Origin of the sequence: Paenalcaligenes niemegkensis, from assembly GCF_022230885.1 — a bacterium.
Lineage (GTDB): Bacteria > Pseudomonadota > Gammaproteobacteria > Burkholderiales > Burkholderiaceae_B > Paenalcaligenes > Paenalcaligenes niemegkensis.
In genome coordinates this window covers 28037-52321 of sequence record NZ_JAKGCT010000002.1, presented here as the reverse complement: position 1 = coordinate 52321, position 24285 = coordinate 28037, and the positions used below count along the sequence as shown (strand labels likewise).

Annotated in this window: 19 protein-coding genes and 6 pseudogenes; 16 read left to right on the top strand and 9 right to left on the bottom strand. The window is 52.5% G+C overall.

Annotated features, from left to right (window positions below; all coding sequences use genetic code 11):
• The first annotated feature begins 32 nt into the window (after nucleotides 1-32).
• The 10 genes and pseudogenes from L1889_RS02015 to L1889_RS01970 all read left to right on the top strand — a co-directional run bounded on the left by L1889_RS02015 (nucleotide 33) and on the right by L1889_RS01970 (nucleotide 8467).
• Entirely contained in the window at nucleotides 33-899 is an 867-nt protein-coding gene (locus L1889_RS02015) for a sulfurtransferase (protein ID WP_238663662.1), read from the top strand.
• Nucleotides 900-1104: 205 nt separating this feature from the next.
• Nucleotides 1105-1362, top strand: a complete 258-nt coding sequence (locus tag L1889_RS02010) for an exodeoxyribonuclease VII small subunit (RefSeq protein WP_238663661.1) — start codon at nucleotides 1105-1107, stop codon at nucleotides 1360-1362.
• A gap of 2 nt (nucleotides 1363-1364) precedes the next feature.
• Nucleotides 1365-2277: pseudogene (locus tag L1889_RS02005) on the top strand (polyprenyl synthetase family protein).
• A 119-nt stretch (nucleotides 2278-2396) separates the two neighbouring features.
• Nucleotides 2397-4266: pseudogene (gene dxs, locus L1889_RS02000) on the top strand (1-deoxy-D-xylulose-5-phosphate synthase).
• A 121-nt stretch (nucleotides 4267-4387) separates the two neighbouring features.
• Nucleotides 4388-5203 (top strand): GTP cyclohydrolase FolE2, encoded by an 816-nt coding sequence (folE2, locus tag L1889_RS01995; RefSeq protein ID WP_238663660.1) that lies wholly within the window; start codon nucleotides 4388-4390, stop codon nucleotides 5201-5203.
• Between the two features lie 176 nt (nucleotides 5204-5379).
• Nucleotides 5380-5829 carry a 30S ribosomal protein S6 gene (rpsF, locus tag L1889_RS01990; RefSeq protein WP_238663659.1) on the top strand — a complete coding sequence of 150 codons (450 nt, stop codon included), beginning with the start codon at nucleotides 5380-5382 and terminating at the stop codon, nucleotides 5827-5829.
• Nucleotides 5830-5850: 21 nt separating this feature from the next.
• Nucleotides 5851-6168 carry a primosomal replication protein N gene (priB, locus tag L1889_RS01985; RefSeq protein ID WP_238663658.1) on the top strand — a complete coding sequence of 106 codons (318 nt, stop codon included), beginning with the start codon at nucleotides 5851-5853 and terminating at the stop codon, nucleotides 6166-6168.
• A 71-nt stretch (nucleotides 6169-6239) separates the two neighbouring features.
• A complete protein-coding gene (rpsR, locus tag L1889_RS01980) occupies nucleotides 6240-6515 on the top strand; it encodes a 30S ribosomal protein S18 (RefSeq protein ID WP_238663657.1) in 276 nt (91 codons plus the stop codon).
• An 18-nt stretch (nucleotides 6516-6533) separates the two neighbouring features.
• Nucleotides 6534-6989 (top strand): 50S ribosomal protein L9, encoded by a 456-nt coding sequence (rplI, locus tag L1889_RS01975; protein WP_238663656.1) that lies wholly within the window; start codon nucleotides 6534-6536, stop codon nucleotides 6987-6989.
• A gap of 104 nt (nucleotides 6990-7093) precedes the next feature.
• A complete protein-coding gene (locus L1889_RS01970; RefSeq protein WP_238663655.1) occupies nucleotides 7094-8467 on the top strand; it encodes a replicative DNA helicase in 1374 nt (457 codons plus the stop codon).
• Nucleotides 8468-8530: 63 nt separating this feature from the next.
• On the opposite strand, the pseudogene pdxA reads toward L1889_RS01970, so the two are convergent.
• The 4 genes and pseudogenes from pdxA to L1889_RS01950 form a co-directional block, all read right to left on the bottom strand.
• Nucleotides 8531-9525 (bottom strand): annotated as a pseudogene (gene pdxA / locus L1889_RS01965) (4-hydroxythreonine-4-phosphate dehydrogenase PdxA).
• A 105-nt stretch (nucleotides 9526-9630) separates the two neighbouring features.
• Nucleotides 9631-11354: pseudogene (locus tag L1889_RS01960) on the bottom strand (PhoH family protein).
• A gap of 61 nt (nucleotides 11355-11415) precedes the next feature.
• Nucleotides 11416-11880, bottom strand: coding sequence for a peroxiredoxin (locus L1889_RS01955; protein ID WP_238663654.1), 465 nt, complete (start codon nucleotides 11878-11880; stop codon nucleotides 11416-11418).
• Nucleotides 11881-11888: 8 nt separating this feature from the next.
• Nucleotides 11889-12320, bottom strand: a complete 432-nt coding sequence (locus L1889_RS01950) for an Mth938-like domain-containing protein (protein WP_238663653.1) — start codon at nucleotides 12318-12320, stop codon at nucleotides 11889-11891.
• Between the two features lie 210 nt (nucleotides 12321-12530).
• Here L1889_RS01950 and alaC point away from each other — a divergent pair.
• The 3 genes and pseudogenes from alaC (at nucleotide 12531) to thrC (ending at nucleotide 16358) form a co-directional block, all read left to right on the top strand.
• A pseudogene (alaC, locus tag L1889_RS01945) lies at nucleotides 12531-13651 on the top strand (alanine transaminase).
• On the top strand, nucleotides 13648-14952 hold the full coding sequence (locus L1889_RS01940) for a homoserine dehydrogenase (protein WP_238663652.1): 1305 nt from the start codon (nucleotides 13648-13650) through the stop codon (nucleotides 14950-14952). Before alaC ends, L1889_RS01940 begins: the two are co-directional and overlap by 4 nt.
• Nucleotides 14949-16358, top strand: a complete 1410-nt coding sequence (thrC, locus tag L1889_RS01935; protein ID WP_238663651.1) for a threonine synthase — start codon at nucleotides 14949-14951, stop codon at nucleotides 16356-16358. The genes L1889_RS01940 and thrC overlap by 4 nt, the downstream gene beginning before the upstream one ends.
• Before the next feature lie 71 nt (nucleotides 16359-16429).
• Here thrC and L1889_RS01930 read toward each other — a convergent pair.
• From L1889_RS01930 to hpnC, 5 genes and pseudogenes are all read right to left on the bottom strand, one after another.
• A protein-coding gene (locus L1889_RS01930; RefSeq protein WP_238663650.1) for an IS3 family transposase occupies nucleotides 16430-17778 on the bottom strand; the annotation gives its coding sequence in 2 pieces (ribosomal slippage) (nucleotides 16430-17308 and nucleotides 17311-17778; 1347 coding nt in all).
• A gap of 82 nt (nucleotides 17779-17860) precedes the next feature.
• Nucleotides 17861-18583 carry an FAD-dependent oxidoreductase gene (locus L1889_RS01925; RefSeq protein ID WP_238663649.1) on the bottom strand — a complete coding sequence of 241 codons (723 nt, stop codon included), beginning with the start codon at nucleotides 18581-18583 and terminating at the stop codon, nucleotides 17861-17863.
• Nucleotides 18584-18740: 157 nt separating this feature from the next.
• Complete coding sequence (locus L1889_RS01920) at nucleotides 18741-19178, bottom strand: FAD-dependent oxidoreductase (RefSeq protein WP_238663648.1); 438 nt, start codon at nucleotides 19176-19178, stop codon at nucleotides 18741-18743.
• A pseudogene (hpnD, locus tag L1889_RS01915) lies at nucleotides 19175-20037 on the bottom strand (presqualene diphosphate synthase HpnD). The gene L1889_RS01920 and the pseudogene hpnD overlap by 4 nt, the downstream one beginning before the upstream one ends.
• On the bottom strand, nucleotides 20034-20924 hold the full coding sequence (hpnC, locus tag L1889_RS01910; RefSeq protein ID WP_238663647.1) for a squalene synthase HpnC: 891 nt from the start codon (nucleotides 20922-20924) through the stop codon (nucleotides 20034-20036). The pseudogene hpnD and the gene hpnC overlap by 4 nt, the downstream one beginning before the upstream one ends.
• 102 nt (nucleotides 20925-21026) lie before the next feature.
• On the opposite strand from hpnC, the gene alr reads away from it, so the two are divergent.
• Genes alr through radA form a run of 3 tightly spaced genes read left to right on the top strand, consistent with a single transcriptional unit; the run spans nucleotide 21027 to nucleotide 24282 of the window.
• Entirely contained in the window at nucleotides 21027-22181 is a 1155-nt protein-coding gene (gene alr, locus L1889_RS01905) for an alanine racemase (RefSeq protein WP_238663646.1), read from the top strand.
• The gene (locus L1889_RS01900; RefSeq protein WP_238663645.1) at nucleotides 22171-22887 is read left to right on the top strand and encodes an SDR family oxidoreductase; all 717 of its coding nucleotides are present in this window, start codon (nucleotides 22171-22173) and stop codon (nucleotides 22885-22887) included. The genes alr and L1889_RS01900 overlap by 11 nt, the downstream gene beginning before the upstream one ends.
• 9 nt (nucleotides 22888-22896) lie before the next feature.
• Complete coding sequence (gene radA, locus L1889_RS01895; protein ID WP_238663644.1) at nucleotides 22897-24282, top strand: DNA repair protein RadA; 1386 nt, start codon at nucleotides 22897-22899, stop codon at nucleotides 24280-24282.
• Nucleotides 24283-24285 lie beyond the last annotated feature (3 nt).

Below are 24285 nucleotides of genomic sequence, written 5' to 3'. Positions count from 1 at the left end.
AGAGGCCGCAGTGAACCCCATCAAGGAGCATCATGTTTAAATATTTAATTAGCCCCCAAGACCTTCAGCAGCACCGTCCACCATCCGGCTGGTTGATATTCGATGTCAGGCACAATTTGATGGATCACGAGGCAGGTCGTGCTGCCTACCTTGAAAGCCATATCCCCGGGGCTTTGTTTTTAGATAACGAAACTCAGTTGGCAGGAGATGCTGACGGCACCAACGGCCGCCACCTGCTCCCTGACCGTAGAGAATTTGCGGCATTGATGCGGTCTCAAGGCCTTACTTCTCGTACTCAGGTGGTTATTTACGATGCCGCGAATGGTCTGTTCGCGGCTCGACTCTGGTGGATGCTGCGGTGGCTCGGGCATGAGTCGGTGGCTATACTGGACGGCGGGTGGCAGGCGTGGGTGGAGTCGGGCGGCAAAACTGAAAGTGGCGAGCGCTCACCACACCTGACGGAAGCTCAGGTTATACAGAGCCTCTCGGTGCCTAGCAAGCCGCTGATGCCAACGGTGCGTGCAAACGACTTGTTATCAAATCTGGGTTCTCCGAGCTTCACCGTTGTAGATGCGCGGGCCCCAGAGCGCTACCGCGGAGAGGTGGAGCCCATGGATCCTGTAGCGGGCCACATTCCCGATGCGCTGAATCGTCCCCACACACAAAACTTAAATGCCGATGGCAAATTCAAGACGCCCGAACAGCTAAAAGCTGATTTTGAGGCCTTGCTTGGCGAAACAGAGCCATCGGACGTTGTGCATCAATGTGGTTCGGGTATCACTGCCTGCCATAACTTGTTTGCCATGGAACTGGCTGGCTTAAAAGGCTCGGTACTGTACCCGGGCTCCTGGAGCGAATGGGTAAGTGATTCCCAGCGTCCAGTGGCGAAAGAAGGCTAATCATAAGACAGGCAGGTCTCAAGGGCCCCGTGGCGTCGGCCGGGCCTTTGAGACGTTAACGTTGGAAGTTAAGCGTTAAACTTCTACTTATTGTGTCTTCACATGGTGTGCTTTGTGAAGTTGCCGTTAAAATGGCCGAAACCCGTACAATTTTGACTATTGTTTGCGCCGTCGAATATGTGCGTAAAAAAATCAGGACGATTTCATGAATGACCAAACCCCACCTATTACACCGGTGCCATTGCCTGGCGACTACGAGTCGGCGCTTGCTGAGCTGGAAGCGCTTGTACAAAGAATGGAATGTGGCGACTTGCCCTTAGAGCAATCCATCACGTCGTATCAGCGCGGCGTTGAGCTGGCACGAGTGTGTCAGCAACGGCTGGATCAGGCGGAGCAACAGGTCAAAGTGCTGCAAGGCCAGTTGTTGCGTCCGCTTAGCGGCATTGATGATGCTGAGGATTAAGCATGCCCACCATAACCATTGATCATAATAAATGGCTGACAGCCAAAGTTCAGCATATTGAAAGCGTGCTTGCCCAGCTTCTTCCCGAGGCAGGGAGCGAGCCGGAGAAACTTCATTCGGCCATGCGCTATGCTGTGCTCGGAGGCGGCAAGCGCATCCGGGGAGCACTGGTGTATGGGGCAGGTGAAGCCATTATGCAAGCCAGTACCTCAGTCATGGCCCAGGGGAAAGCGCTGGATCATGCAGCGGCAGCAGTTGAGTTGATTCACGCATACTCCCTGGTGCATGACGACCTGCCTTGTATGGATAACGATACCTTGCGCCGCGGGCAGCCAACCACGCACATCAAATTTGACGAGGCCACCGCCATGTTGGCGGGCGATGCACTGCAGCCTTTGGCTTTCGAATTACTGGCTACTATGCCCGTGGCTCCTGCCCTGGTCGTGCAGTCTGTTACGGTCCTCGCCCGAGCGGCTGGCAGCTCAGGCATGGCTGGAGGCCAGGCAATCGATTGTGACAGTGTTGGCAAACAGCTCGATTCCTCGCAATTGCAAGCTATGCATCGCATGAAGACGGGTGCCATGTTGAAGGCCAGTATTTTGTTAGGGGGTGGTAGCAGGAGCCAGCTCGTCGCAACGGCAAATGCTTAGCGACTATGGTGACGCGATGGGCCTGGGGTTTCAGGTCATGGATGACATCCTTGACGTGACGGCCGATACTCAGACTTTGGGCAAAACAGCAGGCAAGGATGCCAGCAATAACAAGCCCACGTATGTTTCACTGATGGGTATGGACGCCGCCAGACAATACCTGTCCTCGTTGCACGAGCAGGCGCGTCTGGCAATTCGGCCACTTGGGCAGTCAGGACAATATTTGGCCTATTTGGCTGACTATATCGTAGGCCGCAGCCACTAGCCTTGCGCAGTGCTCGGGTTGGGCTCAGATTAGGTCTACAATGCTAGATTGTCTGATACTTAAACTAAGTTGGCTTATCTTATATAAATAAGTCACGACACCCTATCAGTAGATTTCGTATGGCTACAGTTTCTCTGGAACAAATTCAATCTCCGCACGATCTTCGCGAACTTGATCGCGAAGGCTTGGCTATCGTGACGGCAGAGCTACGCGAGTTTGTGTTGCAGTCCGTTTCGCAAACGGGGGGCACCTGTCCTCGAATTTAGGCACCGTAGAGCTTACTGCAGCTTTGCATTATGTATTTAATACGCCGCATGATCGCATCGTGTGGGATGTTGGCCATCAGTCCTATCCGCATAAAATTCTTACCGGGCGCCGTGAGGCAATGGCTGGCTTGCGCCAGGCCGGCGGTATTTCAGGGTTTCCCAAGCGTAGTGAATCCGAGTACGACGATTTTGGTACGGCTCATTCCTCTACCTCTATCTCTGCCGTGCTTGGCATGGCGGTGGCGTCTCGTAACTCTGGCATCAAGCGCCAGCATATTGCGGTTATTGGCGATGGCGCGATGACAGCTGGTATGGCGTTCGAGGCCTTGAACAACGCAGGCGTAACTCCTGACGTCAACGTATTGGTAATCTTGAACGATAACGATATGTCGATTTCCCCTCCAGTGGGGGCGCTGAATCGCTACTTTGCGCGTTTGATGTCTGGCCAGTTTTACGCCAGGGCCAAGAATGTAGGAAAGGCAGTATTGCAGCACGTACCACCTATGCTTGAGCTTGCCCGTCGATTTGAAGGACATGCAAAAGGCGTGCTGGCGCCTGCGACCTTATTTGAAGAGCTGGGTTTCAATTATGTGGGGCCTATAGATGGGCATGATCTGGACTCTTTGATCCCTACACTGGAGAATTTGCGCGAACTGGGCGGGCTGCAGTTTTTGCATGTGGTCACCCGCAAGGGACAGGGGTATAAGCTTGCCGAGGCTGATCCGGTGCTGTATCACGGGCCAGGAAAGTTTGATCCAAAGGTAGGTATAAAAAAATCCGCGACAGTATCGGCACCGACGTTTACCCAGGTATTCGGTCAGTGGCTATGTGACATGGCAGAGGCCGACCCACGCTTATACGGAATCACTCCCGCTATGCGTGAGGGCAGTGGAATGGTGCAGTTCGAATCCCTGTTTCCTGATCGTTATTTCGATGTGGGCATTGCCGAACAGCATGCGGTCACCTTTGCTGCGGGTCTTGCCTGTGAGGGGCAGAAGCCTGTGGTTGCCATTTATTCCACGTTTTTACAGCGGGGTTATGACCAGTTTATCCACGACGTGGCTTTGCAAAATCTGGATGTCACTTTCGCCCTTGACCGCGCAGGACTGGTAGGGGCCGACGGCGCTACTCATGCAGGTAATTACGATATTGCCTTCTTGCGTTGTGTACCTAATATTGTTATTGCCACACCGTCTGACGAAAAAGAAGCACGGTTACTGCTAAGTACCTGTTATCAGCATTCAGGCCCCTCATCTGTGCGTTATCCTCGTGGTGCGGGGCGCGGTGCAGACGCCGGTACCGACCTTTCAACCGTGCCCGTCGGGAAAGGAATTGAGCGCCGACGAGGCGAATACACTGCAATCCTGGTTTTCGGGACTCTTTTGGCCAATGCGCTCGAAGCAGCTGAAAGCATTAACGCCACCGTCATCGATATGCGTTTTGTGAAACCACTGGATCAAGAGTTACTGCTTGAGCTTGCGCAAAGCCATGAAAACTTTGTAACGCTGGAAGACGCGGCCATTATGGGTGGCGCTGGTAGTGCAGTGCATGAGTTTTTTGCCAGCAAAAAATTCTTAAACCTATGCTTCACCTGGGTTACCCTGACGAATTTATTGACCATGGAGATCAAAAGCGGCTTGCAGCCAATCTGGGGCTGGATGCGGCGGGCCTGTTGGTCTCTATTCAAAGTCACTTTGATTTGAACCTGAGCGTAAAGGTATGAAACCGGGCTATATGCCTTGATAGCATGGGGGTATAGTGGGTGAAGTCATCCAATGTATTCCATAATTAAACGATCTGAAACAACTAGACGCGTCATTTATAGCGTGTCACGGATTTTTATCATGAATAGTATTTCCGAGGCTGTGGTTCAAATGCCCGACGTGCAAAGCAGCATCGATACACGCCGCGTTGCCATTCAAAAAGTGGGGGTTCGAGACCTTCGTTATCCTATGCTCGTTGATGTGGCTGGCGAAGCCATGCCAACTGTTGCCGACTGGGAGCTTACCGTTGCATTGCCGCCCGAGGAAAAGGGAACGCACATGTCGCGTTTTCTGGCCCTTATAGAGCAGCATCGACGTACCCCGCTTACTGCAACGCTGTTTTGCGGTATGGCTGCTGAAATGCTCGAGCTCCTGAACGCTCAGGCAGGTGATATCACGGCTTCTTTCCCTTACTTCGTCAACAAGGTTGCACCTGTGTCAGGTGTGGCCAGCCTGCTTGACTACGAGTTAACGTGGTCCGCAAGTGTAGTACGCACCGAAGACGGTGGCATCGATACCGAATTTGAACTGACGATTCTGGTACCCGTTACCAGCTTGTGCCCATGTTCTAAAGCTATTTCAGAGTACGGCGCACATAATCAGCGCTCTCATGTTACGGTTTCGTTGCTAAGCACAGACCCGGCCCAGCTGAATGTGGATGATGTCATCCGCAGCATAGAAGCGCAGGCTTCGTGTGAGCTTTGGGGGTTATTGAAGCGCACCGACGAAAAATACGTCACCGAACGTGCGTACGAGAATCCCAAATTCGTTGAAGACCTGGTGCGCGACGTTACGGTTGCCATACGTGACTTGCCTGGCGTAATCGGTTATCGCGTTGAGGCTGAAAACTTCGAATCCATCCACAATCACTCAGCCTATGCGGTGGTCGAGGGCTAGTTCTCAGGAAGGGCCGCAGCGCAACACTTTAAAACTAGGCATTGCGCTCTTAGGCCGCACAGGCTAAAATTCTACCTTTCTTGCCCGACCCAATGTTTTTTATGGGCGGGCTGTCGTGTCTGAAATACGGCATTAACTGCTTGATATTTCAGGCGATATCCACAAGGAGTTGTTCCATGCGTCACTACGAAGTAGTGTTTATTGTGCATCCCGACCAAAGCGAGCAAGTGCCGGCCATGGTCGAGCGCTACCAGGCGATTATCACTTCTGAGGGCGGTAAAATCCACCGTCACGAAGACTGGGGTCGTCGTCAATTGGCTTACCCAATCCAGAAATTGGTTAAAGCACACTATGTTTGCTTTAACATCGAGATCGGTCAAAGCACCCTCGACGAACTCGAGCACTCGTTCCGTTACAACGACGCTATCTTGCGCTACCTGATTGCCAAAACTGATGCAGCCCCTGAAGGTGCTTCCATCATGATGAAATCGGTCGAGCGCGAAGAAGGTCGTCGTACAGCTTCTGATTCCAGTGCTCCTGCACGTTCTGATGATAAAAACTCAGATGCAGACGCTGACGAAGATGAAGATGCTGACGAAGTCGACGAAGAAGCTTCCGAGTCTTAACTTACTGGAACCACAAGCTACGTGAATCAACTTTCGTTTATTGGGGTGATCGCTGAAATTAGCGTACTACGCTATACCCCAGCGGGAATGCCAGTCATCGAACTTGAATTGGATCACAGCTCAGAAGTCGAAGAAGCCGGCTTAAGTCGCCGCTTGAACTTTTCGATATCTGCCGTAGCTTTGGGCGATATGGCCTTGCAGTTAGCCGATAGCCCTTTAGGGGCGGTCTTGAAGATTCAAGGTTTTATTGCCCCGTTGCGTAAGTCCTCGGTCCGACTTGTTCTGCACATACAGCAAGCACAGGTTCAGTACTCAGGTAATGCAACGGTAGTTGTGTAAGTCAATTTCGCGGTTTAGCTAACCGCCACTAAATAATTACCGGCTTTGCCGGAAAAATACAGAGGTATATCATGGCTTTTGGTCGTAGAGGCAAAGAAAAACGCCGTAAGTTTGGTCAGCAGAATCCATTATTCAAGCGTCGTAAATTCTGCCGTTTCACCGTCGCTGGTGTTAAAGAAATCGATTACAAAGATTTAGACACATTGCGTGATTTCATCCAAGAAAACGGCAAGATCATTCCTGCCCGTTTAACGGGTACTAAGGCTAACTACCAGCGCCAGCTCGACACTGCTATCAAGCGTGCTCGTTTTCTGGCTTTGTTGCCTTACACCGACAATCACCAATAATCCGGGAGGCTATACGTCATGCAAGTTATTTTGCTAGAGAAAGTTGTAAACCTGGGTGACCTCGGTGATGTGGTTCGCGTTCGTAACGGTTACGCTCGCAACTTTTTGATCCCGCGAAAAATCGCCCGTCGTGCTACAGCAGTAGCTATTCAAGAGTTCGAGGTACGTCGTGCTGAACTCGAGAAAGCTCAGGCAGAGCGCTTGGCTGCTGCTCAGTCGGCTGCTGGCAAGCTGGCCGAACACACTGTCAAGCTGCTGCAGAAAGCGGGTGTTGATGGCCGTTTGTTCGGTTCTGTCACCACTATGGATATTGCTGCATCGCTAGCCGAAGCTGGTTTTAGCGATATCGTACGCTCGCAAGTGCGTTTGCCCGATGGCCCGCTTAAGGCTGTTGGCGAGTACGAAGTACAAGTAGTGTTGCACCCAGACGTTACTGTCGATGTTACTGTGATAGTCGAAGGCGACCTGAACTAAGCATCAAGTTTACATGGTACATTTCCCTTTAGGTTAGTGTGCCAAGCGTCAAAAAAAGCCGGCACGTGCCGGCTTTTTTCTATGGAAAATCACGAGGATTAACGTTGGATAGCGAAATCAAAAGTACCGATCCCAAGCTGGATTATTTGCGTGTTCCGCCTCACTCGGTAGAGGCCGAGCAGTCTGTACTGGGTGGACTGCTGCTCGATAACGCATCCTGGGATCGAATTGCCGATATTATCGTCGACGATGATTTTTACCGCTTTGATCATCGTATTATTTGGCAGCATATCACGCGCCTTATTGGTCTGGCCCGTCCAGCTGACGTTGTGACCGTGCACGAATCCCTGGCTATGTCGGGCAAGGCCGACGAGGTTGGCGGGCTGCAGTATTTGAATGCGCTTGCTCATAATACGCCATCAGCTGCCAATATCCGACGTTATGCCGAGATCGTCCGCGAGCGTTCGATGTTGCGAAAGCTGGTAACGGTTGCTGATGAAATTTCTTCGGCAGCCTTTAACCCGCAAGGAAAAGAGGCGCGCCAGATTCTGGACGATGCCGAGTCGCGTGTTTTCCAGATAGCCCAAGAGGGCGCACGCGGCAATGCTGGTTTCCAGGAAATTCAGCCGCTGCTTACACAAGTAGTAGAACGCATCGACGAGCTGTATCACCGTGAAGGCGACTCCGAAATTACCGGAGTACCTACAGGTTTTATTGATCTTGATCGCATGACCTCAGGTTTGCAGGCCGGAGACCTCGTTATCGTAGCGGGTCGCCCATCTATGGGTAAGACATCGCTATCGATGAACATTGGCGAGCATGTGGCAATCGAGCAAGGGCTACCCGTTGCCGTCTTCTCCATGGAGATGGGGGCTGTGCAACTGGCCATGCGTATGGTGGGTTCGGTCGGCATGCTGGATCAGCATCGTATGCGTACAGGTAAGCTTGATGCCGACGACTGGCCTAAACTGACGCATGCCGTGCAGCAGGTACAAGAGGCGCAAATCTACATTGATGAAACCCCTGGGCTATCCTCTATGGAGGTCCGGGCGCGGGCTCGCCGCCTGTCCCGCCAATGTGGAAAACTCGGGCTGATCATTATTGACTATTTGCAGCTGATGTCGGGTAACTCTTCAAGCGAGAACCGGGCCACTGAAATTTCGGAGATCAGCCGTTCGCTGAAGGGTCTGGCTAAAGAGCTTGATTGCCCACTGATTGCGTTGTCTCAGTTAAACCGAAGCCTGGAGCAGCGGCCCAATAAACGGCCGGTCATGAGCGACCTCCGTGAATCCGGGGCTATCGAGCAAGATGCCGACTTGATTATCTTTATCTACCGAGACGAGGTTTATAACCCCGACTCACCAGATAAGGGTACAGCCGAGCTTATTATTGGTAAGCAGCGTAACGGTCCTATTGGTTCTGTACGAGTAGCGTTCCAGGGCGCAAGCACTCGCTTCCTGAATTACGTACAAATGTAGGGGCCCGGGTAGCCGTTGGGGGCAGCATAGTGGGCAGCTGAATATAGCTGCCCATTTTTGTGCTCAGCCAATATGTGCGGTCATTCGGATTGCCGCTTCAAAGGCTTCACGCAAGGAGCTGGGATCGGCAATGCCCTGGCCGGCAATATCAAATGCCGTACCGTGGTCTACGCTGGTACGCACAAAGGGCAAGCCTACCGTGACGTTTACGCCTTGTTCTACCCCCAGGTACTTAACAGGAATCAGCCCTTGATCGTGGTATTGAGCAACGACAATATCGTAGTCGCCCTTGCGGGCTTTCATGAAAATGGTATCGCCAGGCCAGGGGCCGGAGGCATCTATACCTTCTTTGATAGCCTGCTGTATCGCGGGTGCTATGGCAGTGATCTCCTCGCGGCCAAAGCGGCCGTCTTCGCCCGCGTGCGGATTAAGACCGGCCACGGCGACACGCGGGTGGGCGATACCCTCTTGCAGGCAAGCGTGATGCGCAAGGCGAATACTGCGCAGCACATTGGCTTCAGTAATATGTTTGGGAACGTCGGCCAGCGCCAGATGGATGGTAACCAACAGTACCCGTAATTCGGGATTGGCCAGCATCATGGCGAAATCAGCAGTCTGCGTGCGCTCGGCCAGGATTTCAGTGTGGCCCGGCGCATCTATGCCGCCAGCCTGCATGGCCTTTTTGTGTAAAGGTGCCGTAACAATGGCGCGGATGTTATTGGCCAGGGCATCATCGATAGCATGGCAAAGGTATTCGTAGGCCCCCGGCCTGCGTCGGCATTGATTTCGCCATAAGCCAGATCAGCGGGGAGGGCTTGCCAGCGGTTTCTAACGACGATGCAGCCCTTTTTTGCCGGTTCAGAAGGCCGTTGTGGATCATCTTCGATGATGCGCAGGGTATCCTCGCCTAAGAGCGCTGCGGCGCGCCTGAGGGCCTCTGAGTCGCCATAAACCACAGCCGGATAGTTCAAGCCTTGGGCAAACATAGAGATAATTAATTCCGGGCCAATTCCGGCGGCATCACCCATGGTGATGCCTACAGGCAGAGAAGTAGGCATAATCAGTTGCTTGTAAAGAAAAAGGGCACCGAAGTGCCCAGTATACGGCGGCTGCCGGCAGCCAGTGTATTTTAAACGATGCTGACAGCAGGGACCTTTGCAGCTTTAGAGGGCTTCATTGGCGTAGTCAGCCAAACGAGAACGCTCACCGCGCTGCAGTGTGATATGACCTGAATGCGGCCAGCCTTTGAAGCGGTCGACCACATAGGTCAGCCCGGAACTTCCTTCGGTTAAGTAAGGAGTATCGATCTGGGCAATATTGCCCAGGCAGACTATTTTGGTTCCCGGGCCTGCCCGGGTAACCATGGTTTTCATTTGCTTAGGCGTCAGGTTTTGCGCTTCATCAATAATTAAAAACTTATTGAGAAAAGTCCGTCCACGCATAAAGCTGATCGATTTGATTTTAATCTTTGACCGGATGAGTTCCATGGTGGAGCTGCGGGTAACTTCGCTACTGCCCAGAGCACTATGGTTGGTGCTGCCCAAATGCAGGACTTCAAGGTTATCTTCAAGAGCCCCCATCCACGGGGCCATTTTCTCTTCTTCGGTACCGGGTAGAAAGCCGATTTCATCGCCCACTGGAACCGTGGCCCGTGTGATGATGATTTCGTTATAAAGCTTGGTCTCGAGGGTTTGAGTCAAGGCGGATGCCAGGGCGAGCAAGGTCTTGCCGGTTCCTGCTTGTCCGAGCAATGAGACGAAATCACAGTTTGGATTCATCAGCAGGTTCAAGGCGAAGTTCTGTTCGCGGTTACGAGCGGTGATACCCCAGACATTGTTCTTGTTATGGCTATAGTCGCGCAGTGTTGCCAGAACGGCGGTGTTGGCGGCTACCTCCTTAACTTGTGCATACAAGGGGGTCTCACCCTCGGTAAACACGAATTCATTAACATTGAACTGGGCACATAAGGGGCCGTGCACTCGATAAAAGGTAGTGCCCCCTTGTTGCCAGGACTCCATTTTCTTACCGTGCTGGGACCAGAAATCGGCCGGTAGCGGACGAACCCCATCGTAAAGCAAGTCGGAGTCATCAAGCACATGATCGTGCAGGTAGTCTTCAGCTGACAGCCCTAATGCCTTGGCTTTCAAGCGCATATTGATGTCTTTTGACACCATGACGATCTGACGCTCTTTGAACTCTTCTTTAAGAGCGTGCACCACATTCAGAATATTGTTATCTGCTTTGCCTATGGGCAGATCAATTGGCAGGGCAGAGCGTACCGCTTTAGTCTGGAAAAAACCAGGCCACGGGCTTCAGTATTACCCAGAGAGTTCAGCGCCAGGCCGCCCTCAAGCGAATGATTTGCAACGATACCGTCCAGATTACGACTGACTTGTCGCGCGTTGCGGGCGACTTCGGACATGCCCTTCTTTTGGTGATCAAGCTCTTCGAGCACCATCATGGGCAGGTAAATGTCGTGTTCTTCAAATTTGAACAGTGAATTTGAGTCGTGCAGCAACACGTTGGTATCGAGCACAAACAGCTTACTTATACCTGCTTCAGTCTGGCGTCGCGGTGACTTGCTTGCCCGCGCCTTGGGCGATGGTCTGGCCGTCTGCTGGTCTGCTTGCTTATTTTTCTGGGCACGAGCCTGGACAGGCGGTGCTATGGGAGGCTTTGTGGCGGCCGGAGTTTCAGTGGGGGCCTTGCTTCGTCTTTTTGATGAGGGAGTGGCAGAACTGGGCGGCGCAACGGTGCTGGACGCCACTGGAGGAGCAGGAATGGTTTTTTGGGGTTTGGCAACGGGAGGGGTTGCCCGTTTTGCTGCATTGATTTCTTCAGCGCTGAGTGTTGAGCCAAGACGAGTGGGCAGCGGTGGTAAAGGCATGTATTCATTGCTCCTGGGTTAACAGAGCCGGGCCGATACCGGCACGGCTAAGGGGCCATTGCTAAAGGTTCTGGGCAGCTTCTAAAACCTGTTGTACGTGGCCTGGAACGCGTAGCCCGCGCCATTCTTGCACCAGCACGCCGTTGGCGTCAATCAGAAAGGTGCTACGCTCAATTCCACGTACTTGTTTACCGTACATGTTTTTCAGTTTCATGACTCCGAACAGTTCGCATAGGGATTCGTCCGGATCTGCAATTAATGGAAAGTTTAACGCCTGCTTGTCGATAAAGCGTTTGTGCGAGGCCATAGTGTCGCGTGACACGCCAATCACCTTAACGTTAAGCTGGTCGAACTGATCCTTAAGATCTCTGAAATTTTGTGCCTGCGTGGTGCATCCAGGCGTATTGTCACGTGGATAAAAATACAAAATATAAGGGTGTCCGGCCAGCGTGGTGCTGTCGATTTCGCCTTGATCGCTCTGGGCAGTAAAGGCAGGTACGGCTTGACCTATAACAATGTCGCTCATAAAAAATCCTATATTAAAAGGGCGGCAACAACCTTACGACCCTCTGACATCAAAATATTGTAGGTACGGGCGGCGGCTCGAGTGTCCATGACTTCGATACCTATGCGCATACCCAACAGCGAAGAAGTGACCTGGGGAGACAGTAATTGCTGGGTCTCACCCGTTCCGATAAGTACGACTTCAGGGGCATCTTGCGGCAGAACAGGGGTGTTGCCGTCCAGAAAGTCCATGGGGTCCTGTTTGATTTGATCCAGCCCGGTGATTTTTTGAAGCAGCGCTTCGTTGATGTCGGCGGCGCTTCGTGCAGCCAAAAGCTCTACGATGCCTTCAGGTCTGAAAAAAATGCTCGAATGGTATTTTTCGCGATTAACTTCTACGTAATCCACGTCATACGCCGTGATCGTATTCAGGGCCGGGTTGTTCTCTTTTTGCAGTTGCACAGACGATCTCCAAAGTTCTTTTATGATCATAGCGCAAAGTGTGCGCACGCCAAGTCAATAACAGTATTTTCCACTTTGCCGACGATAGATTAAACTTGTGTGTTTGGGTTGATACCCCCGTCTTTTGCAGATCCCAAGGACCCCCATGACCAGCTTCCCCGTATCGAACGTTTGCCCCCGTATGTCTTTAATATTACTAGTGAATTAAAAATGGCTGCGCGCCGTCGTGGCGAAGACATTATTGATATGTCAATGGGAAATCCCGATGGTTCCACGCCTCAGCATATCGTCGATAAGCTGGTTGAAGCGTCAAATCGTCCTAATACTCATGGTTATTCGGTATCACGTGGTATTCCGCGTTTACGCAAAGCGATTACGAATTGGTACGACAGGCGCTATAACGTCAAGCTCGACGCTGACGAAGAAGCGATTGTTACGATCGGCTCCAAAGAGGGACTGGCTCACTTGATGCTAGCTACCTTAGATAGGGGGATACAGTGTTGGTTCCTAATCCCAGCTACCCTATTCATATTTATGGTGCAGTTATTGCTGGTGCTAATATACGCTCTGTACCCATGATTCCAGGCGTCGATTTCTTTGAGGAAATCGAACGTGCGGTACGTGAATCCATCCCCAAGCCGAAAATGATGATTCTGGGTTTTCCCAGCAATCCGACCGCTCAGTGTGTAGAGCTATCGTTCTTCGAGCGCATTGTGGCCTTGGCCCGAGAGCATAATATTCTGGTCGTGCATGACCTGGCTTATGCCGACATCACGTTTGATGGTTATCAGGCACCTTCAATATTACAGGTCGAAGGCGCACGTGAGGTTGCTGTCGAGTTTTTCACCATGAGCAAAAGCTATAATATGGCCGGCTGGCGTATTGGTTTTATGGTGGGTAATCGCGATCTAGTCAATGCGTTGGCCCGTATTAAAAGCTACCATGACTACGGTACTTTTACTCCTATTCAGGTGGCGGCAATCGCGGCTCTGGAAGGGCCACAAGATGAAGTTGCAGAAATTGTCAGCAAATATCGCAGTCGGCGTGATGTGCTGGCTAAAGGCCTGCACGAGATCGGATGGAATGTCGATATCCCTAAGGCCTCGATGTATATCTGGGCGAAAATTCCAGATTTCTATCTGGAAAAAGGTTCGCTGGAGTTCTCCAAGCGATTGCTTAGCGAAGCTAAGGTAGCTGTCTCGCCAGGTATAGGTTTTGGTGAGTACGGTGACGATTACGTGCGCTTTGCGCTGATTGAAAACGAGCAACGTACACGACAGGCGGTACGCGGCATCAAAGAAATGTTCCGTAAGGACGGGTTGCTTAAATGAGTCCGATAAAAGTTGGTTTATTAGGTTTTGGTGTGGTGGGTGGTGGTACCTGGAAGGTACTGACACAAAATGCAGATGAAATTGCACGTCGCGCAGGCTGTCATATTGAAGTTGTTGCCGTTGCGGTACGCGACCTTGAAAAGGCTCGCGGCTTGTTGGGTGACGATATCGCCATTTCTACCGATGGCATGGATGTGGTTAACCACCCGGACATTGATATCGTGGTCGAGCTTGTGGGCGGCGAGACATTAGCCAAAGACTGGATCATGCAAGCAATAGCGCAGGGTAAGCACGTGGTTACTGCCAATAAAGCCCTGTTGGCGCTGCATGGCAATGAAATTTTTGCAGCGGCCCACGACAAAGGTGTGATGGTTGCCTTTGAAGCCGCGGTAGCGGGCGGAATTCCCATTGTGAAATCCATTCGTGAAGGCCTCACTGCAAATCGTATAGAGTGGGTTGCAGGCATTATCAATGGCACCACTAACTTCATCCTCTCTGAAATGCGTTCGCACGGGGTATCTTTTGCTGAAGCCCTCGCTGATGCACAGCGTCTGGGTTATGCCGAAGCCGACCCAACCTTTGATATTGAAGGGGTAGACGCTGCTCATAAGCTGACGCTGTTGTCGTCTCTGGCCTTTGGTGTGCCAGTGCAGTTCGATGCCGCTCATATCGAAGGAATCACCACCTTGGCGGCCGAAGACATCAGCCACGCTGAACGCCTGGGCTATACGGTTAAATTATTGGGTATTACCCGCCGCCGGTCTGACGGGATTGAATTACGTGTACATCCTACCCTGGTGCCGGCAGAATCTCTGCTCGCCAATGTGCAGGGAGCCATGAATGCCGTGATGGTGCATGGCGATGCGGTAGGCTCTACTGTCTATTATGGCGCGGGGGCTGGCGAGCTTCCTACGGCATCTGCAGTGGTCGCAGACCTGGTGGATGTGGCTAGACTGTTAACGGCAGATCATGTGCACCGTGTACCATATCTGGCTTTTCAGCAAAATGCCATGGCAGATACTCCTATACTGCCCATGTCCGAGGTTCTTTCTTCCTACTATTTGCGTTTGCGGGTTGAAGACCGTCCAGGGGTATTGGCGGACGTGTCGCGTATTCTGGCGCAAGCGCATATTTCTATCGGGTCAATGTTCCAGGAGCCAGCCAACGATGGCGAAGCGGATATCATTTTCTTGACCCACGAAGCCCGTGAAGGATCTATTGATTTGGCCATCGAGCAAATTCAGCGCCTCGAGTTTGTGCGTTCCAAGTTAACCCGACTGCGCGTGGAGAATTTAGGATGAAATACGTTTCAACTCGTGGGGGCATGAGTCCCCAGCCTTTTTCTGAAATTTTACTTGAAGGTCTGGCTCCTGATGGTGGGCTGGCTGTGCCCGAAAGCTACCCTTCCGTCGATGCCGCTACGCTGGAGCAATGGCGCAGCTTAAGCTACGATGAATTGGCCGTTGAAGTGCTGTCGCTCTACATCAGCGATGTGTCTCGCGCCGATTTAAACCGTCTGACCAAGGCTGCTTACGATCCCGCATTGTATGTGGGCGAGACCATGGTGCCGTTAAAGCCGCTAAACAAGCAATTAAGTCTGGTCGGGTTGTCTCAGGGGCCTACATTGGCCTTTAAAGACATGGCCATGCAGTTTTTGGGACAGGTGTTCGAGTTTGTATTAACTCAGCGTAATGCGACCATCAACATTTTGGGGGCAACCTCAGGTGACACCGGCTCTGCAGCCGAATACGCCTTAAAAGGCAAAAAAGGCGTAAATGTATTCATGCTGTCGCCTCAAGGCCGTATGAGTGCATTTCAGCGTGCCCAAATGTATTCGCTCCAGGACCAGAACATTCACAACCTGACCATCAAGGGCGTTTTCGATGATTGCCAGGACATTGTCAAACAGATAGCGGGCGACCTAGGCTTTAAATCACAGTGGCGTTTAGGTGCGGTCAACTCTATCAACTGGGCCCGTATTGCTGCGCAGGTTGTTTATTATTTTTGGGCATGGCTAAGAGCTACAAACGAAAGCTCGCAGCAGGTGTCGTTCGCTGTACCGTCAGGTAACTTCGGAAATATCCTGGCTGGTCATATTGCGCGCCAGATGGGTTTGCCTATTCGTAAGCTGGTGCTTGCCACTAACGAAAACAATGTACTCGAAGAATTCTTCCGTACAGGCATTTACCGTCCACGGGGTTCTGAACATACCTACGCGACTTCCAGCCCGTCGATGGATATATCCAAAGCTTCGAATTTCGAACGCTTTATCTACGACTTTCTGGGACGCGATCCGCAAGCGCTTAGCGCCGTCTGGAAGCAACTGGCCGACACGGGCCAATTTGACTTCAGCGATCGCCTGGACGAGCTTCATGATACTTATGGTTTTGTGGCGGGTGTGAGCACTCACGCAGACCGTTTAAGCACCATCCGCAAAGTATGGGCTGACACCGGCGTTTTAATCGATCCACATACGGCTGATGGCGTGAAAGTTGCCAACGAACATCTGGAGCCCGGTATTCCCATGCTGGTCCTTGAAACGGCGTTGCCTGCCAAGTTCTCAGAAACGATCGAAGAAGCCATCGGGGAACCTGCGCCGGTACCTGACCATCTGACGCATCTGGCCGATTTGCCCCAGCGAGTCATTGAGATGGATGCAGAGGCTGAGTTAGTAATGAACTACATTAAATCTCACGCTTCAATTTAACGCTGTTCTTTGCTTGTCTGAAGAAAAGGCCCTGTTATTGAACTGACCCCAAGAAGTTGGACAGTAAAAAACTAAGGGCTCACGGCCTGAGTACGGTACTGAACCGGGCTCAGGCCTTTTAGTTTGAGTTTGATGCGGTGATTATTGTAATAGTGGATATATTCCGTGATGCCTGATTTAAGTTCATCAATGCTGGCGAACTTGTTCAGGTGGAGGAGTTCTGATTTGAGCGTGCCGAAGAAGCTTTCCATAGCGGCGTTGTCCCAACAGTTTGCCTTGCGCGACATGCTTTGCGTCAACCCCCGATCGCCCAGCATACGTCGGTATTGCGGCATTTGATAGTGCCACCCTTGATCTGAGTGCAGCATCGGCTTATCGGTCAGCCGGAGCCGCACAAGTGCCTTTTTCAGCATCTTGCTCACCAGCTCGAACGTCGGACGGTTTGCCGTTTCGAACGCTACGATCTCGCCGTTGTAGAGGTCCATCACCGGCGACAAGTAAAGCTTCTCGCCAGCCACTTTGAATTCGGTCACGTCTATCACCCATTTCTGATTCAAGCCGTTTGCATCGAACTGACGCTGCAATAGGTTGGGCGCAACGCGTCCCACCGTGCCTTGGTAGGAACGATATCTCTTCGGTCGGACCAGCGATTTGAGTCCCAGTCCCTGCATCAGCCGTTGGACCGTCTTGTGGTTTACGATCTGGCCGGCTTGGCGCAAGTCGGCCGTGATACGCCGATAACCATAGCGCCCTTTGTGGCGCGTGTAGACCGCCTCGATTTGGGCCTTGAGCGCAGCGTACTTATCGACAACGCTTTGCACCTTCACCTGGTAATAGAACGTGCTGCGCGAGAGCTTGGCCACGCACAGCAACAACGACAACGGATGGCGCTGCCTTAACCCTTGGATGATTTGCGCTTTTTGGTCAGCGCTTTGGTCCGGTCCGCTTGGATCAAGGCATCGAGCTTTTTTAGGTAATCGTTCTCCGCTCGAAGGTAGGCCAGCTCCTCGCGCAACTGCTCGATGGTCATGTCCTTCGGTAGAGGCGCGGGCGGGTTCTTGTGTGGCATGGCGGCTTTACTTTGACGTTTGGGCGTCAAGGCGCCCACTCCTCCCTCATTATACTGCCCACGCCACTGGCTTAGGACGCCCGAGTTGCGTAGATTATAAATCGCCACCGCCTGACGGTCCGATAGACCTTCACGCGCAATACGCTCAAGCACGTGGAGTTTGAACTGCGCGCTGTAGCGCACGTATCGCTTCGACACGGCGGCAACGCCATGCAGCTGATAAGCGGCGACCCAACGGCGCACCATCGATTTCTCTATCCCTTGGCGCTGCGCCACTTCCTGATAACTATACCGTCCTGATAGGTACTGCCGGATTGTCTCCAGCTTGAACTGCTCGTCGTATTTCGCCATGAAAAACACCCCAAAGGTTGGATGGGTGTCCAACTTTTGGGGTGCAGTTCATATCTGACAGGGCCTTTTTCCTACCACAAGCTCAGGCAGCGGATTGCGCCAGAAGCAGCCGGGCACTTTTAAGGCCGCTGCGCACGGCGCCTTCAAGCACTCCCGGATACTCGTTTTGAAGCCAGTCGCCAGCTAGAAAAACTGAAGGCCACGGTGTGATCTCGGTGGCCCTGGTGGTAAAAGGGCTAGCCTCGAAGGTAGCGCGTTTTTCTATAATCAGTTCAGCGTTTACGATTTTGTCCAGGGGCGCGCGCGAAGCAAGCTGTCGGCGAACTTGTGATTCTACCGCTGTTATAGCCTGCTCTCTGGGCAATGCGCTCAGGGCTTCAGCGTCGCTAATCACGACACTTAATAACGACCTGGCAAAGCTGCCTGGTATGGCGTGATGGTTAAACAGCCATTGCCCGTAGTCATGTTGTTGACGATTTTCATGAAGCATCAGTAAAGGCTGAGTCTCTTGCCACGGTGAGGCGGGCTCAAGGTAGACGGTCGCAATTGGACGATGAGCCATATGGCTCATCGTGGCAATCCATTGTTGGCTTGTAGAATCGTTGGTACCGTCTATTGTGGCCAACAGGCGCGCCGCGGCATAAGCCGGGGTTGCAAGAATACAAGCGTCAAAAACTTCATTATCAACGCGTACGTAGTCATTGCTGATATTCAGCTTTTGCACACGCTGCCCCAAACGCACATCGACATCAGCCAGTGCTTTTTCCAGCCAGAGCCGGCTCATGTCTTTTTTAGGAATGAGCATTTGCGTATCGCGTCTGCTCCCCCGAGGCTGTCCCGAATTACATTGGCAAAGAGTTGCGCACATGCCAGGTCGATAGGCGTATTCAAAGCCGCCAGGCACAAGGGTTGCCAGAGGTGCTCGATAAGTGGCTGAGTCTGTTGATATTGTTGCAGCAGTGCTAAAACAGTCTGGTTTTTTCTACCTGCCATTTTTTACGGCTTAACTGTTGTGTAAGCTTTATGAGTCGATAGCGGTCATTAATGCCAAACCCCCGGCAGCCGACTAAGCCGCCGGCTAAATGCAAAGGCGCCGGCAAGGGCCAGGCTTGAAGGTGATACTCACGGTTTGCGCTGGTAATGCAAAGGTCTATGCGATGAAAAGCCTCATCCAAATTGATGCCCAAGTCGAGCATCAAAGTCAGGGTTTCGCGATAGGCGCCCAGCAGAATGTGTTGGCCGTTATCGGTAGGGTAACCAAAAGGAGTGCTTTCTACACGTCGTGCGCGCCCGCCAGGCATACGTGCTGCTTCGTAGACGGTGACATTGTGGTGGTGGAGGTTTAAGTAATAAGCGGCCGCCGCGCCGGCCCAGCCAGCCCCTATAACCGCCACTTTCATCGGCTTAGACGCTTGATCAGGCCGCGGCCGCCGCTCACCCATGTTTTCCAGGCCAGCCACAATTTTCGTATAGGAGTCAATGAAATGCGCTGATTCATGACATCCCATTTATCTGCTTCGATTTCCTGAAGGAGCGCGTGATAAATCGCTGCCATAAGCAAACCTGGACGCTGCGCACGTCTGTCGGCTTCGGGAAGGGCCTGCATGGCTTCTTTATACAGGCTATAGGCACGCCGGGTTTGAAAAGCCATCAGGGCCTCAAATTGCTCGGTGTGCTTCAGGTCGAAGATATCGACCGGGTCAACACCATACTCTTCAAGTTCGCGTACAGGCAAATAGACGCGGCCTCGGCGTGCATCGTCGCCTACATCACGAATGATATTGGTCAACTGAAAGGCCAGGCCTAGCTTTTGTGCGTAATCCGTTGTGGCAGGATCTGTTTGTCCAAAAATCTTTGCTGATAATATGCCCACGACGCTGGCCACGTGCCAACAGTACTTTTTCAGGTCTTCCCAGGTTTCGTAGCGGACATCGTTAAGATCCATCTCCATCCCATCGATAACTGCCAGTAGCTCGTCGGACTGTAAATCGTAGGCTTGAACGTGGGGGCCAGTGCCCGCATCACCGGATGACTGGCTTTCCCTTCATACAGGTCAGTGACCTGATCGCGCCACCAAACCAGCTTCATGCGGGCGACAGACGCTTCGGATGTTTCATCAACTACGTCGTCGACTTCTCTACAGAAGGCATACAGCGCAGTGATCGCTTTGCGGCGTTCAGGAGGCAAGAACAAAAAGGCGTAATAAAAGCTGGAACCGCTTTGGGCCGCCTTGTTCTGGCAATATTCGTCAGGACTCATTCGATATGGCTACTACGAGAAGAGGTATGGGGTTTAGGCAGGGGGCCGACGGCACGCATGAACAGTAGCGCCCAGTCAGACTTGGTTAAGGTAGGGCGGCATGTAAATACGTCGAATCTACAGCCTTCTAATCGTTCAAGTATACGTAATCCACCCAAGATTATAAATTTCAGCTCAAGCGCAAAGCGAGTTGGCAACTGTTTCACCAAGGGAGCACCGAACAGCAGCATACGTCTGGCATCAAAGGTTAGGCTGCTCATCAGGCGTTGCCAGTTTTCATCATCGCTTGCAGAGCGGGCGCCAGAGCAGTAGTCATCAATCAATGATTCGTTGATCTGATGCGCGTGCAGAAAGTCTTGCGGAATATACACGCGATCTTTCTTCCAGTCGATGGCCACATCCTGCCAAAAATTAATCAGTTGCAATGCGCTGCAGATAGAGTCAGACCAGGCAGTATTTTGCGTGCCTTCCGTTTTGAACAGAGCGAGCATCAGACGGCCAACCGGATTTGCAGAGCGCTTGCAGTAATCAAGCAAGGCTTCAAGATTGGCGTACCGCTTGATTTGAATGTCTTGTTCGAACGCCGACAGCAAATCATAAAACGGTTTGTATTTAAGGCTGTGCTGTTTAATACTATATCGGAGGGGCGTAAAAACGGGAGCCAGAGCATGTAGCGAGTCGGGTAGCGGTGCCGACCTTTGAAGGCAGTCGAGTGCGCTACTATAGTCATGTAGCGTCGCCAGACGGTCAGGATTGGCGGCATTGCCTTCATCAGCGATGTCATCCGCACTTCGCGCAAAGCGATAGATATCCCTTACCGCCGGGCGTAAGGCCCTGGGTAAAAGTATAGAAGCAACCGGGAAATTTTCATAATGATCCACAGACATAGGTCGCAAGTATAAAGCACTGCGCTGTCATGAACAGTATTGTTGCTCCCTTAGCGTATTCGCGCGTTCTGGTTTAGACTTTCGTATTCGTTGGAGAGTGTCATGCCGCGCCCAATATCGGCCATTATTTCTATACCTGCCCTGCGTCACAATCTTGCTGTTGTTGCTAACAGACTTCGCGATAACTATGTGTCTGCGGGCCGAGCCCGACCCTATATCTGGGCTGTCATTAAGGCCAACGCCTATGGGCATGGCATAGCCCCTGCCGTACAGGCCTTTGCCCAGGCAGACGGCTTGGCGATGCTTGACCTGAACGAGGCGGTTCATTGCCGCAAGCTAGGCTGGACCAAACCCATTATGTTGCTCGAAGGGTTGTTCACACCTGATGACGTCGAGCTTGCTTGCCGCCACGACTTTACTGTGGTTGTGCATAGCTCTTATCAAATTGACATGCTAGAGGTTGCCAGGCTTAAGCGCCCGCTACACATCATGGTCAAGCTCAACACAGGTATGAATCGGCTGGGCTTTAGTCATGCCGATTTTCCCGCGGCCTATCAAAAGGTCCAGGCTCTGGTCGAGGCGGGTCTGTTTGCCAGCGTGGGCGCTATGACCCATTTCGCCCGAGCTGACGATAATCTCGCTATTACTATGGACCAACTGCGTGATTTCAATTCCCTGACTTCAGACATCGCTGATGTGATCAGTGTCTGCAATTCGGCGGGCTGCCTTAATGATGAAATTCTCCCTTACCTTCCGCTGGCGCCAGAGCACTGGGTCAGGCCGGGTATCTGTCTGTACGGATCTTCGCCTTTCAGTTTGAGCTCTGCTGAATCATTTGGTCTGCGGCCAGCACAAACCCTGCAGGCTCAGCTGATCAGCGTGCAGCAGGTCGAGGCAGGGAAGGGTATTGGCTATGGTCACGCCTATACAGCTTCTAGCTCCCTGCGCATAGGCGTCGTCGCGTGTGGCTATGCTGACGGCTATCCCCGGCACGCTCCCAGCGGCACACCAGTCACCGTAGACGGTGTGGCCACTACATTGGTAGGCCGGGTTTCCATGGACATGCTGATGGTCGACATTAGCCACATAAAAGAGGCAAAAGTCGGTTCCGTTGTGGTCTTATGGGGAGAAAATGGTCCAAGTGTAGACAGCGTAGCGCAAGCTTCAGGAACCTTGGGTTATGAACTATTATGCGCAGTGGCACAACGCGTGCCACGAGTCATTCAAAACACCAACGAGGCGATCCATGAAAAATAAATGTGTGCTGGTTACTGGCGCTACCAAAGGTATAGGCTGGGCGATCAGTCAACATCTTGCTGATCTGGGCGCCCATGTTGTAGGCTTGGCCCGTAATACACAAGATATTGATTTTCCTGGTTATTTGTATTCCTGTGACCTTAGCAATGCTGGCGAAACCGAAGAGATGCTGCGCATCATTCGCGAGAAGTATCCGGTTGACGCGATTGTTAATAACGTAGGGATAGTGCGTCCCGAGCCTTTGGGCGAAGTTGATATTGCTTCGCTGTACGAAGTATTCGATTTAAACGTGCGGGTTGCGGTGCAGGTTACCCAAACTTTTGTTCCCTCAATGAAAGCGCGCAAGGAAGGCCGAATCGTGAATATTTGCAGTCGCGTCACTCATGGTGCATACGAGCGTACCAGCTACTCTGCGGCAAAAAGCGCTTTGTTGGGGTGTACACGTACCTGGGCGCTTGAGCTTGCACCGTACGGAATCACTGTTAATGCGGTTTCTCCGGGGCCAGTCGAAACTGAATTGTTTCGCGCCAGTCATCCTGAAGGCAGTGATAACGAAAAACGTGCCCTGGCCTCCATCCCAATGGGACGCTTTGGACAAGCGGACGAAGTCGCTAATGCGGTGACATTCCTGCTCAGCGAGCAGGCTGGCTACATCACAGGCCAAGAGCTGGGTATAGATGGGGGCGGTAGCCTCGCAGGGCGTTAAGTCAAAATCATGGTCACACAACGTCGCGCCACCAAAAAAGCTAAAATTACTTTTGTCTGCTCCGATTGTGGAGGAGAGTCGCCGCGCTGGGAAGGCAAGTGCCCTCATTGCGCACAGTGGAATACGCTGCAAGAGTTCCGTGAGCCCACCGAGGTCGCCACCGCTCCGCATCGCTTTAGCTCGCTGGCGGGTGCCAGCCCGGTACAGAAATTATCTGAAGTGCAGGCGCGCGAGCTACAGCGCCAGCCCACCGGTATTAACGAGTTTGATCGTGCCTTAGGAGGAGGGCTTGTTCCCGGCGGCGTAATACTCATTGGTGGCGATCCGGGCGTGGGCAAATCCACCTTGCTGCTGCAGGCGATGTCATCGCTGGCGGCAGTTACGCCGGTGTTGTATGTCACCGGTGAGGAGTCAGCAGAGCAAGTTGCATTGCGGGCTAAACGCCTTGAGCTGCCCACTGACGGTGTAGAGCTGCTTGCTGAAATACGGCTTGAATCCATTACCGAAGTTTTGCTTGAGCGCAAACCTAAAGTCGCGGTGATCGATTCGATTCAAACCCTGTATTCCAGTGAGCTCAGTGCTGCCCCGGGATCGGTTTCCCAGGTGAGGGAGTGCGCTTCTCAGCTTACGCGTCTGGCCAAGCAGCAAGGCACCTCCATGGTGTTTATTGGCCATGTCACCAAAGATGGCTCCTTGGCAGGGCCTCGGGTTCTCGAACATATTGTCGATACCGTACTGTATTTCGAAGGCGACACCCACTCGTCGTTCAGGTTGGTGCGCGCTTTTAAGAACCGCTTTGGTGCCGTTAATGAACTGGGTGTATTCGCCATGACTGATCGCGGTTTGCGCGGGGTGAATAACCCGTCAGCCTTGTTCTTGTCGCAGCATCAGCAAAATGTCCCAGGCTCATGCGTGATGGCGACCCAAGAGGGGACCCGTCCCTTGCTGGTCGAAATCCAGGCTTTGGTGGATACCGCCCATGTTCCGAATCCCAGGCGCCTGTCGGTAGGGCTGGAGGGAAACCGTCTCGCGATGCTGTTGGCGGTCATGAACCGCCATGCCGGTATTGTGACCTACGATCAGGATGTGTTCGTGAATGCGGTAGGTGGGGTACGTATTGCAGAGCCCGCCGCTGACCTGGCTGTGCTGCTGGCGATCATGTCCTCTTTAAACAATCGCTCCCTGCCTAAAGGGATGGTGGTATTTGGCGAGGTGGGTCTGGCAGGGGAAATCCGCCCAGCTCCGCGGGGGCAGGAAAGGCTGAAAGAAGCAGCAAAGCTGGGTTTTAGCGTGGCACTGATTCCTAAGGCCAATGCGCCCAAACAGCCTATCGAAGGAATGGAGATCTGGGCGGTTGACCGCATAGAAGAAGCTGTCTCCCGCTTACAGGTCTAAAAA